General features: G+C 61.8%; 10 protein-coding genes. 4 read left to right on the forward strand and 6 right to left on the reverse strand.

The window, feature by feature from the left end; all coding sequences use genetic code 11:
• Positions 1 to 2 precede the first annotated feature (2 nt).
• The 3 genes from ACMDB8_RS12960 to ACMDB8_RS12970 all read right to left on the reverse strand — a co-directional run bounded on the left by ACMDB8_RS12960 (position 3) and on the right by ACMDB8_RS12970 (position 4344).
• Positions 3 to 1673 carry a response regulator gene (locus ACMDB8_RS12960; protein WP_056724709.1) on the reverse strand — a complete coding sequence of 557 codons (1671 nt, stop codon included), beginning with the start codon at positions 1671 to 1673 and terminating at the stop codon, positions 3 to 5.
• Positions 1670 to 3172 carry an ATPase domain-containing protein gene (locus tag ACMDB8_RS12965; protein ID WP_056724711.1) on the reverse strand — a complete coding sequence of 501 codons (1503 nt, stop codon included), beginning with the start codon at positions 3170 to 3172 and terminating at the stop codon, positions 1670 to 1672. Before ACMDB8_RS12965 ends, ACMDB8_RS12960 begins: the two co-directional genes overlap by 4 nt.
• Positions 3173 to 3288: 116 nt before the next feature.
• On the reverse strand, positions 3289 to 4344 hold the full coding sequence (locus ACMDB8_RS12970) for a tetratricopeptide repeat protein (RefSeq protein WP_056724713.1): 1056 nt from the start codon (positions 4342 to 4344) through the stop codon (positions 3289 to 3291).
• 184 nt (positions 4345 to 4528) lie between these two features.
• Between ACMDB8_RS12970 and ACMDB8_RS12975 the strand changes: the two genes are divergently transcribed.
• The 3 genes from ACMDB8_RS12975 to ACMDB8_RS12985 are packed head-to-tail and all read left to right on the forward strand — an operon-like array spanning position 4529 to position 7806.
• Entirely contained in the window at positions 4529 to 6664 is a 2136-nt protein-coding gene (locus tag ACMDB8_RS12975) for an FUSC family protein (RefSeq protein ID WP_056724715.1), read from the forward strand.
• Complete coding sequence (locus ACMDB8_RS12980) at positions 6654 to 6854, forward strand: DUF1656 domain-containing protein (RefSeq protein ID WP_056724717.1); 201 nt, start codon at positions 6654 to 6656, stop codon at positions 6852 to 6854. The genes ACMDB8_RS12975 and ACMDB8_RS12980 overlap by 11 nt, the downstream gene beginning before the upstream one ends.
• 4 nt (positions 6855 to 6858) lie before the next feature.
• Positions 6859 to 7806, forward strand: a complete 948-nt coding sequence (locus ACMDB8_RS12985; protein WP_056724719.1) for an HlyD family secretion protein — start codon at positions 6859 to 6861, stop codon at positions 7804 to 7806.
• Between the two features lie 201 nt (positions 7807 to 8007).
• On the opposite strand, the gene ACMDB8_RS12990 is transcribed toward ACMDB8_RS12985, so the two are convergent.
• From ACMDB8_RS12990 to mexE, 3 genes are read right to left on the reverse strand one after another with little or no spacing between them, the layout of a single operon-like run.
• Positions 8008 to 9429, reverse strand: a complete 1422-nt coding sequence (locus ACMDB8_RS12990; protein ID WP_056724721.1) for an efflux transporter outer membrane subunit — start codon at positions 9427 to 9429, stop codon at positions 8008 to 8010.
• A complete protein-coding gene (locus ACMDB8_RS12995; protein WP_056724724.1) occupies positions 9429 to 12608 on the reverse strand; it encodes an efflux RND transporter permease subunit in 3180 nt (1059 codons plus the stop codon). The genes ACMDB8_RS12990 and ACMDB8_RS12995 overlap by 1 nt, the downstream gene beginning before the upstream one ends.
• 12 nt (positions 12609 to 12620) lie before the next feature.
• Entirely contained in the window at positions 12621 to 13874 is a 1254-nt protein-coding gene (gene mexE / locus ACMDB8_RS13000) for a multidrug efflux RND transporter periplasmic adaptor subunit MexE (protein ID WP_056724725.1), read from the reverse strand.
• A 314-nt stretch (positions 13875 to 14188) separates the two neighbouring features.
• Here mexE and ACMDB8_RS13005 point away from each other — a divergent pair, with 314 nt between their 5' ends.
• Positions 14189 to 15196 (forward strand): Ldh family oxidoreductase, encoded by a 1008-nt coding sequence (locus ACMDB8_RS13005; RefSeq protein ID WP_409079031.1) that lies wholly within the window; start codon positions 14189 to 14191, stop codon positions 15194 to 15196.
• The last annotated feature ends 102 nt before the right edge of the window (positions 15197 to 15298 follow it).

Raw genomic sequence — 15298 nt, forward strand, 5'->3', positions numbered from 1 at the left:
GCTCAGGCGCTGATCATCTCCCTGACCTTCGCCGTCAACAGGTCGAAGGTAAACGGTTTGGTGATCATCTGCATGCCCGGATCAAGGAACCCGCCGCGCACTGCGGCGTGCTCGGCGTAGCCGGTGATGAACAGCACCCTGAGGTCGGGTCGCAGTTGCCGGCCGATTTCCGCCAGTTGCCGGCCATTCATGCCGGGCAGGCCGACATCGCTGATCAGCAGGTCGATGCGCTGGGCCGAGTCGAGTATCGGCACCGCGCTATCGCCATCACAGGCCTCGACGTAGGCATACCCCAGGTCGCTCAACACCGTGCTGACCAGCACCCGCACCGCCGGGTCGTCCTCGACGATCAACACCGTCTCGCCATGCTTGGCCAAAGGTGAATGTTCGACGTCCAATGGACGCTCCAGGGGCAGGTCTCCACTAAAGCGTGGCAGGAACAGGCTCACCGTGGTGCCTTCGCCCACGACGCTGTGGATGGCGACGTGACCTCCCGACTGCTTGCTGAAACCATAGATCATCGATAACCCCAGCCCGGTGCCCTGGCCGATGGGCTTGGTGGTGAAGAAGGGGTCGAAGGCGCGGTTGATGGTGCTTTGCGGCATGCCACAGCCGGTGTCGGTGACGCTGAGCACCACGTAGTCACCCGCATCGAGACTGTTCTGGCCCTGGGTGAAGTCCTCGTCAAAGTGCTGGTTCGCGGTCGAGACCAGCAGCCGTCCGCCATTGGGCATGGCATCGCGTGCATTGATCACCAGGTTGAGCAGGGCGCTTTCCAGTTGATTGGGGTCGGCTTCGGCCACCCACAGTTGCTCGTCCAGTTGCATGTCCAGGCGAATGGTTTCGTTGATGCTGCGTTGCAGCAGTTCATCCATGGAGATCACCAGACTGTTCATCTCCACGGGTTTCGAATCCAGCGACTGGCGCCGGGAAAACGCCAGCAGGCGGTGGGTCAGGCCCGCCGCGCGGTTGGCCGACGTCACCCCCAGGTCGATCAGGCTGTCGAGGTCTTCGGTTCGCCCCCGGGCCAGGCGTCGGCGCAACAACTCCAGACTGCCGATGATACCGGTCAGCATGTTGTTGAAGTCATGGGCGATGCCGCCGGTGAGCTGGCCGACGGCTTCCATTTTCTGCGACTGACGCAATGCCTCTTCGTTGTGACGCAGTTGCGCCGTGCGCTCTTCCACCTGTTGCTCAAGGGTTTCGAGGGTATTCTGCAGGCGCAATTCGCTCTGGCTCAGGTCGATCAGCCGGTCCCTGGCTTCATACTGTCGTCGCCGCCCGCGCAGGGCCGTGGTGACCAGGCTGATCAGTGTGACCGGGTGAAACGGCCGCTCAAGGAAGGTGACGTTGCCCAATTGCGGGCCGAAGCGTGATGCCAGGTCCTGTTGCGGGCCACCGTGGTGCGTCATCACCACGATCGGCAGATCCGACCAGGCGGGCTGGTGTTCGATCAGGCGGATCAGCGGTTCCAGATCGGCACCCAATAGTGCCTCGGAGGAGATCAGCAGCAGGCCGGCCCCCTGTTCCAGTTCGGCGCACAATCCTGGCAGGTCGGAGCTGATCACCCCGTGAAACCCGGCCTCGTTGAGCATCATCAGGGCGATCTGGCCATCGCGCCCTCGCGGTGCAAGGATGATTGTGCGTTCGGGCGTGGCTAGCATGGCCGTCACCGGATTTCATCCGCGAGCAACGGGTTGCTGGCCCCGAGATAGGTGGGGACGCCACGCAATACGCCCTGGAAGGCTTCCAGCGGTTCGCCGATGGTCATGCCCAGGCCGCTGATGCGGTATTCACGGATGGTCGACTCATGGCTGCCGGTACGCTTCTTGATGATCGAAATGGCCCGGCGCACCTTGCCCAGGGCTTCGAAGTAACGCAGCAGAATGACCGTATCGGCCAGGTAAGTGATGTCCACCGGCGCCTGCATATCGCCGACCAGGCCGTGCTGGGCCACCGTCATGAAGGTCGCGGCGCCTTGGCGATTGAGGTACAGCAGCAACTCGTGCATGTGCAGCACCAGGGCGTTTTCTTCCGGCATCGCCGCCTGATAGCCGTTGATGCTGTCGATCACCACAGTCTTGATATTGCCTTCGTCAACGCAGCGCCGGACCCGGTGGGAGAACTCGCCGGGGGACAGTTCAGCCGCGTCCACTTGTTCGATCAGCAAATTGCCGCTGTCTTGCAGGGCCTGCAGGTCGATGCCGATGTTCTTCATGCGCTCGAACAGCAACCCCAACTCTTCATCGAAAATGAACAGCGCGGCTTTTTCGCCCCGGGCCACGGCTGCGGCGGCGAACACCATGGAGATCAGCGATTTGCCGGTCCCTGCCGGACCGAGGATCAAGGTGCTGGAACCGGTTTCGATACCACCGCCCAGCAGCGCATCCATTTCCCGGATGCCGCTGGTCAATTGCTGACGCAGGTATTGACCGCGATGTTCGGCGGCCACCAGGCGCGGGAATACATGCACGCCGTCGCCCATGATGGTGAAGTCATGGAAGCCGCCGCGGTACTTCTGGCCACGGTACTTGACCACGCGGATGCGACGTCGCTCGGCGCCGTAGTTTGGCGTCAGTTCTTCCAGGCGAATCACGCCGTGGGCCACGCTGTGCACGGTTTTGTCGAGGGACTCGGCGGTCAGGTCATCGAGCAGCAGCACTGTGGCGTCGTAACGCACGAAATAATGCTTGATGGCCAGAATCTGCCGGCGGTAGCGCAGCGAGCTTTGCGCCAGCAGGCGAATCTCCGAAAGGCTGTCCAAGACAACGCGGGTCGGCTTGAGCCGCTCGACCACTTCGAAGATCTGGCGGGTGGCTTCGCCAAGTTCCAGGTCGGAGGAGTAGAGCAGTGTCTGCTGCTGTTCGGCATTGAGCAGGCTTTCCGGGGGCGTCAGCTCGAAGATATGGACGTTTTCGTCCATCTCCCAGCCATGGGACAAGGCGCCTTGGCGCAGTTCGCGTTCGGTCTCGGACAGCGTGATGTACAACGAGCGCTCACCGACTTGCGCGCCCGCCAGCAGGAAGTGCAGCGCCACGGTGGTCTTGCCGGTGCCCGGCTCGCCCTCGAGCAAAAACACATGTCCGCGGGACAATCCGCCGTCGAGGATATCGTCCAGACCTTCGATACCGGTGGCGGCCTTGGCTTGGTTCAAATCGTCGGATAGAGACAAACAAGCGTCCTCATATGGCCAGGGTCAACGAAGCAGCCGCTGCGAAGTGCCGCAACGGGCTGCTTGTTCACTTGACCCTTGGCCAGGACGACGGTTCAACGAAATTTCAGTCGGGGTCAAAGCCCTTGTTGCAACGCCGGATCATCGGGGTTCATCTGTTCGAGTTGGGCCAACAGGATCTGCACGTTTTGCAGCTGCCCGCTTTCCTTCCAGTAATTGATCAGCAGCACCCGGGCCTTGCGATCGTTCGGATGGCGCTGAACGACTTCCTGCAACTGGTTCTGTGCCGCTTCGAGCTCATGTTCACCGTGCAACGTGGTGGCCAGGTCGTAGCGGTAATCCCGGTTGTCAGGCTCAAGCTCTACGGCCTTGGACAGGCCGAGCAGGGCGAATTCGCTTTGCTCGTGATGCAGCAGCCAGAGCCCCAGCGCGTGTTGCAGGTAGGCCGAGTTGGGTTGTGTCTGCAGTTGCCTGGCCAACAGCTGCCGGGCGGCGTCGTTCTGGCCCTGTTTATCCAGCACCTCGATTTGCAGCACCAGCGCCGGCAGGTTCTCCGGCGCCAGGCGCAGGGTGTTATCCAGCGCCTGTTGCGCTTGCTTGAGCTCGGCGTTGTGCAGGTGCAACCGGGCCAGTTGGAATTGGTTTGCGGCGCTTTGCGGCTCGCTCTTGAGCACTTGTTCCCAGGCATCGATGGCTTGTTCCAGCGGCCCGAAATACAAACCCAGTTCATCCGGGGACAACCCCAGCAGCGCGTTGATCGCCGCCAGCCGCACGCTTTGTTCGCTGTCATCGAGCAATGGCCCCAGCAGCAGACTGCGCTGGCCGTTCGGTACCAGGCCACTGATACTCCTGATCGCCGCGATACGTACTTCGGGCGACTCGTTCTGCAAGTCGGCATCCGCCAGCTTCAGGGCCACCGAGCTTGGATAGTTGGGCAGCTCGGCATGCAACCAGATACGCCGCTTGGGGGACAGGTCCGGACGGGCCAATTGCTGGTAGAGCACCCGCGCGGCACCCGGTTGACCGCCCCGGGCAGCCGCCAGCGCTTCGCTGTAGCCATGCTGGATGGCTTCGGGAACCACCGGGGTGGTATCGCGCAGGGAGAACCACACAAGGCCGATGACGAGCAGGGCAAAGACGCTGATAAACAGGAGGCGGCGGGACTTGGGCATGCAGGAATCCGGAAGCTGGCAAGCTTTTGCAAAGGCGCCAGCTTCGGTCAGGCCAGGCTTTGAGTCAAACCTTGACGACGTTCACTGACGATTCAATGGACCAGCAAGCTGCGTCGACAGCAAAACCTCTCGAGGCAGCGCGGCAGTGACTACGCTTGCTGGAGGTGTCTCGACGGGTGCTTCCATGCAAGGGTTGTTACAGTACTTCAAGGCCATTCTCAACCCCGGGCCCGGGGTGTTGCTGTTTGCCCTGCGAACCATCGCAGCCGGATTGTTGACCCTGTACCTGGCGTTTTTGTTCGACCTGGACCAGCCCAAGTGGTCGATCATGGCCGTGGTCATCATCAGCCAGCCCCTTGGCGGCATGGTGCTGGCCCGCAGCTTTGGCCAGGTGATCGGCACCACGGTGGGCGCGGCCGTGGCGGTGCTGATCATGGCGATCTTTCCCCAGGCGCCGCTGCCGTTCATCACCACCCTGGCGCTGTGGCTGGCGCTGTGCACCGCCGGTGGCACCCTGTTGCGCTATACCAGTTCCGGGGCGTTTGTCCTCAGCGGCTACACCGCCGTGGTGGTGGCCTTGCTGGCGGTGCCGGACCCGGACGGCATGTTTTTGCTGGCGGTCACCCGTGTCACCGAGACGCTGCTGGCGGTTGCCTGCGTGTGCGTGGTCAGCCTGCTCACCGCCAGGCCACAAGCCGTGGCCCGGGATTACTTCGCCAGGATCGATCAAATCACCCGTTTGCTGGCCACCCACGCCAGCGCCGTCATCCGCACCGAAGAGAGCGAAGCCGAGTTCCAGCAGCGGCAAATGCAGCTGCTGGGCCAGATCAGCGGCCTGGAAGGCGTGCGCCGGCACCTGTACTTCGATGCTCCGCGCTTGCGCAGTGCCAACGGTCTGGTGCAACTGTTGGGCAACCAATTGGTGCTATTGACCGCGCGGTTGACCGCCTTGCGCCACCAGCGACTGTTATTGACCGAGCGCTGGGAGGGCGAGTTGCCTGAAGAGATTCAACGGTTGCGCGGCGAAGAACTGGCCTTTCTCGATGAACTGGCGCGGGAGGGCCGTTCGCTGTCGAGTGACAAGCGCCAGCATTTCACTTCGCTGCAACAACGCTTTGATGAGCTGGCCTACAGGGCCGAACAATTGACCGAACCGCTGCCGGCCACCTTGCGTTCGCTGGCCTGGTCGCTGCGCTGGGAGCAGGCGCGTCTGTTGCAGCAATTGGAGCAGATTCTGGAATTGAGTGATGCCATCCAGAGCGGGCGACCGGCCAGCAGCGTGTATCGCGGGCGGGAAAACCCGCTGCACCTGGACTTCACCCTGGCGACCATGAATGCCGTCCGGGCCTTTTGCGCGCTGTTGATCGCCGGCCTGATCTGGATCGAAACCGGTTGGGACGGTGCCCGAGGCGGAATGGTGCTGGTGGGGATCCTGTGTTCGCTGATGTCGACGTTTCCCCGGCCGCTGCTGGCGGTGCAAAGCTATGCCAGGGGGTTCGGGCTGGCACTGGTGGCCTCGGCGCTCCTTCAGTTCATGTTTGTGCCGATGATCAGCAATTTCGAGATGCTGGCCTTGCTGCTGGCGCCCTTGCTCTACGCGGTCGCGGTGGGGCTGGCCAGTCCAGCCACCACCGGTACCGGCATTGGCCTGGGGCTCACGACCTTTCTGTTGCTCGGCCCGTTGAACGTGGGGATTGGGCAAAACACCGCCATCCAGTGGTTTGAGTTTGCGGGTGCCTATACCTGCGCGACCGCACTGGCGTTGAGTGTCTATGCGCTGGTCTTTCCGTTCATGCCGGATTTGCGCATGCGCCGGCTCCACAAAGAGAACGGCGAGCAGGTGTATGCCTTGCTGAAAACCTCGGCGAGCGATGAACAGCAGTTTGCCTTCGAGAGCCGCATGGTTGATCGCCTGACCATGATGCTGGGGCTGCTGCCGGCGACCCGGGAGCCACAATCCCGTGAGCTGTTTCAAGTCAGCCTGGCCTGCATGGCATTGGGTATTGCCTTGAATCAGCTCAGGCAGCAGGGGCAGAACAACGCATTGCTGACTCCTGATCTGCAAAGTCGCCTGTTTTCGACAGTCCGGGAAACCGGCAGGCTGGTCGCCGGCCGGCCCGGGGTCGAAGTGGCGCAGGTGCTCGATAGCCTGCACACCCTGGGCGACGACCTGGATGCCCTGCATACCGATGTTCATGAGCACTTGTGGTCGGTGTTCCGCATGCGTGTGGCGCTGTTGATCGTGGTGTCGTTCGTCGAACGCTATCGCGGCTACTTTCAACCATCAGGCCTTGAAGGAGACCCTGTCCTTGCCCATTGATCTTGAAGTGGGCGGTGCCTATCTGCCCCCGATTGCCCAGGCGCTGCTACTGGGCCTGCCGATTTTCCTGCTGCTGGACTGGGCGTTGCGGCGCCTCGGCGTGCTGCAGTTCATCTGGCACGAGGCGTTGTTCGAAGGCGCGCTTTACGCCTGCGTCTGCGCCACGTTGATTCTGGTGATGGGAGCTTGATGCCATGAAGAACATCCTTTCCCGACTCACGACGGTGGCGGTGGTACTGCTGGCCTTTATCCTGGGCTGGTTCGCCTGGGAGCATTACACCCGTGCGCCCTGGACCCGGGATGCGCGAGTGCGTGCCGATGTGGTGACCTTGTCCGCCGACGTATCGGGGCGAATCGTCAGCCTGGCCGTACAGGACAACCAGCATGTGAACAAAGGCCAGGCGCTGCTGGAGATCGACCCGGCGCGTTACACCCTGGCGGTGGAACATGCCAAGCGCGCGGTGGAGGTGGCGAAAGCCTCGCTCGGGCAGGCCCAGGCGGCCATCATCGCCAGCGAAGCGTTGCTCAAGCAACGTCAGAGCGAGGAGCAGCGCCGGCGCACGCTCAAGGATCGTTCGGCGATTTCCGGCGAAGAGTGGGAGAAGGCCAACACCGATGTATCGGTGGCCCAGGCCGACTTGCTGCGTAACCAGGCCAATATGGTGTTGGCCCAGGCCAACGTGCAACTGGCCATTGCGGCCTTGACCCAGTCCGAGCTCGACTTGCAGCGTACCCACGTCGTTTCACCGGTGACCGGCTATGTCACCAATCTGCTGACCCGGGAGGGTGATTACGCCTCGGCCGGCGGTCCCTTGCTGGCGCTGGTGGACAGCGAATCGTTCTATGTCAGCGGTTACTTCGAAGAAACCAAGTTGCCGCGGATCGGGGAGGGCGACCTAGTCAGGATCGAGTTGATGAGTGGCGAGACATTTGGCGGCAAAGTGCAGAGCATTGCCTTCGCCATTGCCGACCGGGAAAACCTGCCGGGCGGTCGCCTGCTGGCCAGCATCAACCCCAGTTACACCTGGATCAAACTGGCGCAACGGGTACCGGTGCGGATCGAGATAGATGCCGACTATGCGGGTAAAAACAATCTGCGGGCGGGGACCACGGCTACTGTGACCGTCGAAGAACAGCGCTAACCCTGTAGGAGCTGCCGAAGGCTGCGATCTTTTGATTTTGATCTTCGCGGGTCAAGTACACAAAAAGGTCAAAAGATCGCAGCCTTCGGCAGCTCCTACAGGGATATGTATTGTGTGCAAAAAAAGCCCCGCGACCGAATGAGACGCAGGGCAAGGAAATTGGTTGGTTGCGGCCAACCAAAGGAGCGCTTTAAAACCGCATTACTTGCTGGCGACCGTCTCCGGCTGCCAGCCGCCACCGAGGGCCTTGTAGATCGCGACGATCCCGCGATACAGGTCGACTTCGGCCAGGGCCTGGGTGTCTTCGGCCGCCAGGCGTTCACGCTGGGCGTCGAGCAGCACGAGGAAATCGGCGGTGCCTTCGCGGTAGCGGATTTCCGCCAGGTCGGCGGCCGAGCGGCTGGACTCGCTCTGGCGAATCAGCGAGATCAGGCGCTGCTGGCGTTTACCGTAGTCGCTGAAAGCGTTTTCCGATTCTTCCAGGGCCAGCAACACTTGTTGCTCGTAGGTTGCCAGGGCGCCTTCGGCATCGGCATCGGCGCCGCGCAAACGGGCCTTCACACTGCCCAGGTCAAACGCCGCCCAGGTGATGCTCGGGCCCAGCGCCCAGGCGTTGGCCGCCGAGGAGCCGATCTGCGAACCGCGCCCGGCGGTAAAGCCAAGGAAGCCGCTAAGGCTGACCCGAGGAAACAGATCCGCCTTGGCCACGCCGATACGCGCCGTGGCCGATGCCAGTTGGCGTTCGGCACTGCGAATGTCCGGACGGCGTTGCAGCAGTTCACCCGGATCACCGATCGGCAAAGCCTTGGCGATCGCCGGCAGGTCTTTCGGGCTCAGGTCCACGGTCAGCTTGTCCGGACGCTCACCCAGCAGGGTGGCGATGCGGTTTTTCTGCCGGATCTGTTCGGCCTGCAGTTGCGGCACGCTGGCCTCGACCGACGCCAGTCGCGCATCGGCGCGCTCCACATCGAGTTGGTCGCCGACACCGGCATCACGTAAGCTGATGGTGATCTTGCGCGATTCCTGCTGGTTCTCCAGGTTGGCCAGGGCGATTTTCTCCCGCAGCTGCGCGCCGCGCAGTTGACCGTAAGAATCCACCAGTTCGGCAATCATGGTGACTTGCAGTTGGTACAGGTCGGCCTCGAACGCCTGTTGCTCGGCGTTGGCCGACTCCAGGTTGCGCTGGATGCGGCCGAACAGGTCGATTTCCCAGGCCATGTCCAGGCCCAGGTCATAGCGTTCGCTGTTGACCCGGTCGGTGGTCTGGCCCGGAATCTGGCCTTTGCCCAGGTCACTGCTGACGCGGCTGGTGACAGTCGGCATGGCGTCGTTGCTGACATCATCGCGGATCGCCCGTGCGGCTTTCCAGCGGGCGAAGGCGACGCGCAAATCGCGGTTGCCTTGCAGGGATTTCGTCACCAGCTGGTTGAGGGTCGGATCTTCGAACTGCTGCCACCAGATGCCTTCGAAACGCGAGCGGTCAAAGTTCTTCTGGCCGGCGGCGCCATCGGTGGCAGCCGTGATGTTGGCCGCCTCGGTGGTTGGCGTCTTGTAGTCCGGGCCCACGGCACAGGCACTCAGGGCCAGTACCAGCAGGCTCGGCAGGAAGGCTTTCAAACTCATCAGTGCGACTCCAGCTTCAGGGTGGCCTTGGCAGCTTTGCGCTTCTCGCCGCGCTCGACAAAGTTACGGATCAGTACGTAGAACACTGGTGTCAGCAACAAACCGAAGAAGGTCACCCCGAGCATCCCGGAGAACACCGCCACACCCATGGCATGACGCATCTCGGCACCGGCACCGCTGGAGAACACCAGCGGCACCACACCCATGATGAACGCGAAGGAGGTCATCAGGATCGGCCGCAGACGCAGGCGGCACGCTTCCAGGACCGCTGCCAGCGGGTTGAGGCCTTCCAGCTGTTTGTCCTTGGCGAACTCGACGATCAGGATCGCGTTCTTGCAGGCAAGTCCCACCAATACGATCAAGCCGATCTGGGTAAAGATGTTGTTGTCACCGCCAGAGGCGATCACTCCGGTGATGGCCGACAGCAGAGTCATCGGTACGATCAGGATCACCGCCAGTGGCAGGCTCCAGCTTTCGTACTGCGCCGCCAGTACCAGGAACGCCAGCAGCACACAGAGCGGGAACACGAACAACGCGGTGTTGCCGGACAGGATCTGCTGGTAGGTCAGGTCGGTCCATTCGTAGGTCATGCCGTTGGGCAATTCTTCCTTGAGCAGTTTCTCGATGGCTTTTTCCGCCTGGCCGGAGCTGTAGCCGGGGGCTGCCGCACCGTTGATTTCAGCGGTGATGAAGCCGTTGTAGTGCATCACGCGGTCGGGCCCCGAGGTGTCGCTGACTTTGATGAAGGTCGCCAGCGGGATCATCTCGCCCTTGTTGTTACGCACTTTCAGCTGGCCGATCTGGTCGGATTCGAGGCGGAACTGTTGCTCGGCCTGGACGTTGACCTGATAGGTGCGACCGAAGCGGTTGAAGTCGTTGGCATACAGCGAACCCAGGTAGATCTGCAGGGTGTCGAAGATGTCGCTGACGGCCACGCCGTGGGTCTTGGCTTTCTCGCGGTCGATGGCGGCATCGACCTGGGGCACGTTCACCGTGTAGCTGGTGAACAGGCCGGCCAGTTCCGGCACGTTGTGGCTCTTGTTGATGATGTTCATGGTTTCCTTGTACAGCTCTTCGTAGCCCAGGTTGCCCCGGTCTTCGATCTGCAGGCGGAAACCACCGATGGTGCCCAGGCCTTGTACCGGCGGCGGCGGGAAGATCGCCATGTAGGCTTCCTGGATGTTCGCGTACTGGCCGTTCAAGGCACCGGCAATGGCCCCTGCGGACATGCTCGGGTCTTTACGTTCGTCGAACGGCTTGAGGGTCACGAACACGATGCCGGCGTTCGGACTGTTGGTGAAACCGTTGATCGACAGGCCAGGGAAGGCCACCGCACTTTCCACGCCAGGTTGTTTAAGGGCCAGCTCGGACATGCGCTTGATCACGTCTTCGGTACGGTCAAGGCTCGAGGCATCCGGCAATTGCGCGAAGGCCACCAGGTATTGTTTGTCCTGGCCGGGTACGAAACCGGTCGGAGTGCTGGAGAAACCGAAGAAGGTCAGGACCATCAGGCCGGCGTACAGCAGCAGGGCGATACCGCTGGAACGGATCACGCGGGCAACGGTGCCGACGTAACCATGGCTGGCCTTTTCAAAGAAGCGGTTGAACGGACGGAACAACCAGCCACCGAAAATCTTGTCCAGCACCTTGGAGAAACGGTCTTTCGGCGCGTCGTGACCCTTGAGCAAAACCGCGGCCAGTGCCGGCGACAGGGTCAGGGAGTTGAAGGCCGAAATCACTGTGGAAATCGCGATGGTCAGGGCGAACTGCTTGTAGAACTGCCCGGTCAGGCCGGAAATGAACGCCGCCGGAACAAACACCGCACACAGCACCAGCGCGGTGGCAATGATCGGGCCGGTCACTTCACGCATGGCGCGCTTGGTGGCTTCAACCGGGGTCAATCCAAGCTCGATGTTCCGTTCGACGTTCTCCACCACCACGATCGCATCGTCGACCACGATACCGATGGCCAGTACCAGGCCAAACAGCGACAGGGCATTGAGCGAGAAGCCAAACAGATGCATCACGGCAAAGGTACCGATCAGCGATACCGGCACAGCGACCAGTGGAATGATCGAGGCGCGCCAGGTTTGCAGGAACAGGATCACCACCAGTACCACGAGGATCAGCGCTTCGAAGAGGGTGTGAACCACCGCCTCGATGGAACCGCGCACGAAGATCGTCGGGTCATAGACGATGCTGAAGTCCATGCCTTCGGGGAAACTCTTCTTCAGTTCGGCCATTTTTGCCCGAACTTCGTTGGAGATTTCGATGGCGTTGGAACCCGGACGCTGGAAGATCGGGATCGCCACCGCCGGCTGGTTGTTCAGCAACGAACGCAGGGCGTACTGGCTGGAGCCCAGTTCGACGCGGGCGATGTCCTTGAGGCGAGTGATTTCACCGTTGTCGCCAGAGCGAATGATGATGTTCTCGAACTCTTCCTCGGAAACCAGACGACCCTGGGTGTTGACCGACAACTGGAAGGCCGTGGCATTCGGTGCAGGAGGCGCCCCCAGCGCACCGGCCGCGACTTGACGGTTTTGCTCGCGAATCGCGGTGACCACATCGGTCGCGGTCAGGTTGCGCGAAGCGGTCTTGTTCGGATCGAGCCACACTCGCAGCGAGTAATCGCCCATGCCGAACAGCTGCACATCACCGACACCGCCCAGGCGCGCCAGCTCATCCTTGATGTTGAGCAGGGCGTAGTTGGACAGGTACAGCATGTCGTAGCGTTTGTCCGGCGAGGTCAAGTGCACCACCATGGTCAGGTCGGGCGACGCCTTGTCCACGGTGATACCGATGCGCGTCACTTCCTCGGGAAGTTTCGGCTCGGTGCGGGTCACACGGTTCTGCACCTGCACCTGGGCGTTGTCCAGGTCGGTACCCAGGGCAAAAGTGATGGTCAGGGTGATCTTGCCGTCGGCAGTCGACTGCGAGGACATGTACAGCATGTTCTCGACGCCGGTGATGGCTTGCTCCAGGGGAGCGGCCACGGTTTCACCGATGACTTTCGGGTTGGCACCCGGGAAGTTGGCGCGGACCACCACGGTCGGCGGCACCACTTCCGGGTATTCGCTGATCGGCAGCTGGAACAGCGAGATCGCACCGGCGATCAGGATCAGCAGCGAAAGAACCGCCGCGAAGATCGGCCGCGAAATGAAGAATTGGGAAAAATTCATCGTAAAAATCCCTTAACCGCGTGGGGTCGTGGCAGCCAGTTTCACAGCCGTACCCGGCGCGACCTTGGCAGGCGCGACTTGGGGCAGGTTGCTGGCTTCCAGCGCTTGGCGTTGTTGTGCGAGTGCCGCGAGGGTTTGTTCACTGGCCATCGGAATCACTTCAGGGGTGACCGGTGAACCAGGACGTACCCGTTGCAGGCCCTTGACGATGATGGTGTCGTCCTTGTTCAGGCCGTTGCGCACGATGCGCAGGCCTTCGATCTTCGGACCCAGCTCCACCGCGCGGTAGGCGGTCTTGTTGTCGGCATCCATCACCAGCACGAACTTCTTGCCCAGGTCGGTGCCGACCGCTTCATCGTTGATCAGCATGGCGCTGTAGGTACCGCTGCCCACCAGTTTCAGGCGTGCATACAGGCCCGGCGTGTAGCTGCCGTCGCTGTTGTCGAACACGGCGCGACCACGAATGGTGCCGGTCTTCGGGTTGACCTGGTTGTCGACGAAGTTCATCACACCCTGGTGCGGGTTGCCGTCCTCATTGGACAGGCCCATGTAGACCGGGGTGGTGGCGCCGCGCTTGCCCTGGCGAGCGAGCTCGGTGTACTTGAGGAATACACGCTCGTCGGCGTCGAAGTAGGCGTACACCTTGTCGGTGGAGACCACGCTGGTCAGCGGGGTGGTGTCGGCGGTCACCAGGTTGCCGGCGGTGATTTCGGCACGGCTGACGCGGCCGCTGATGGGAGCAGTCACGCGGGTGAAGCTCAGGTTCAGCCGCGCTAGATCAAGCTGCGCTTGCAGGGCACCGACGGCGGCGCGGGCTTCTTGGGCGGCGCTGGTGCGCGAATCGGCCAGCTCGGCGGAAATGGCGTTGCTGGTGCGCAGGCGCTCACCGCGCTGGGCTTCGTTTTCGCTGCGGGTGGCGTTGGCGCGCGATTGTGCAACCAGGGCTTCGAGGCGGCGGACCTCAGCCTGGAACGGACGCGGGTCGATCTGGAACAACAGGTCGCCTTTCTTGACCAGGGCGCCTTCAGTGAAGGCCACTTCATCGATCTGGCCGGAGACCCGTGGGCGAATCTCGACGGTTTCCGGCGCTTCGAGGCGGCCGGTGAATTCGTCCCACTCGTTGACCGGTTGTTCCAGCACCTTGGCCACGCTGACCTTGGCCGCTGGCATACTGGCGGCGGTTTCCGGGGCCTTGCCGCACGCGCTGATCACCACGACGGCCAACAGAGCCAACGGGAAGCGCAAATGTTTGAGTGACTGTTCCATGGATGCATCCGCCAATGTGTTGAGATTGGCGAATGATGCGCGGCGGGTTTGTATCTCACGAATCGAATGGGGCGAAGGTAACTATCATCCGGAATGATATAAGACCCAAGCCAGCCCTCTAGCCTGCGCCTTGCGCTTGGTCGTCATCAACTGGATTGATGACAATTGTGTGTTGCTTTGGATGCAATAGTCAGTTGGTTCAACGGGCCACAACGGCCCGAACTGTGCCAATTTCGTCACCGCCAATGCCCAAACCCATCAAGCCATGACGCCTCGGATAGACCACTCTGACCGGTCTGTCCAAGGAGATGACCATGATCCGACTGACCCTGATCGAAGCCCGTGAGTTGGCCGAATCGATCCTGTTGCACAACGGTTTTAATCTGGCCCATGCACAAGCGGTGGCGGCGACGGTGATTGCTGGCGAACGTGATGGCTGTGCCTCCCACGGTTTGTACCGGATTCTGGGGTGTGTCAATTCCCTGCGGGCCGGCAAGGTGTCAGCCGATGCCGAGCCACAGGTGATCGACCAGGCGCCGTCGATTGTACGGGTGGATGCAGGCGGTGGGTTTTCGCAGTTGGCGTTTCAGGCGGGGTTGCCGTTGCTGGCGCAGAAAACCCGGGCCAACGGCATTGCGGCGTTGGCAATCAACCGCTGTGTGCATTTCTCGGCGCTGTGGGTGGAGATCGAGCAGCTGACGGCTGCCGGTCTGGTGGCACTGGCGTGTAATCCGAGCCACGCCTGGGTGGCGCCGGCCGGAGGACGACTGCCGGTGTTCGGCACCAATCCCATTGCCTTCGGTTGGCCCCGTGCGGGGCAAGATCCGTTTGTGTTCGACTTCGCCACCAGCGCGATTGCCCGTGGTGATATCGAACTGCACCGGCGTGCCGGCAAGGCGATTCCCGAGGGTTGGGGCGTCGACGCCCAAGGCCAGTCGAGCACCGACGCCAACGTGGTGCTCGACAGCGGCGCGATGCTGACGTTCGGCGGGCACAAGGGTTCGGCGCTGGCGGCGATGGTGGAGTTGATTGCCGGGCCGCTGATTGGTGACCTGACCAGTGCCGAGTCATTGGCTTACGATGGAGGCAGCAAGTCGTCGCCGTACCATGGCGAATTGATCATCGCCCTGGACCCTCGGCGCTTTCTGGGGGACGCCACTGAAGAACATTTGGCCCGGGCCGAAACGTTGTTCCAGGGCATTGAAGGGCAGGGCGCACGCTTACCGTCGCAACGACGTTACGCGGCGCGGGTACGCAGCCTGGTGGACGGCGTGCAAATTCCCGAGGCGCTGTACAACGACCTCAAGGCATTGCTCGCCTGATTGAATCAACGTGCCCGCTTCCACATTTGATTGGTGGCGATCACATATTTTGCGTAGGAGCTGCCGAAGGCTGCGATCTGTTGATCTTAAAAATCAACATCA

This window comes from Pseudomonas monachiensis (assembly GCF_047345015.1).
In the GTDB taxonomy this organism is placed as follows: Bacteria; Pseudomonadota; Gammaproteobacteria; order Pseudomonadales; family Pseudomonadaceae; genus Aquipseudomonas; species Aquipseudomonas monachiensis.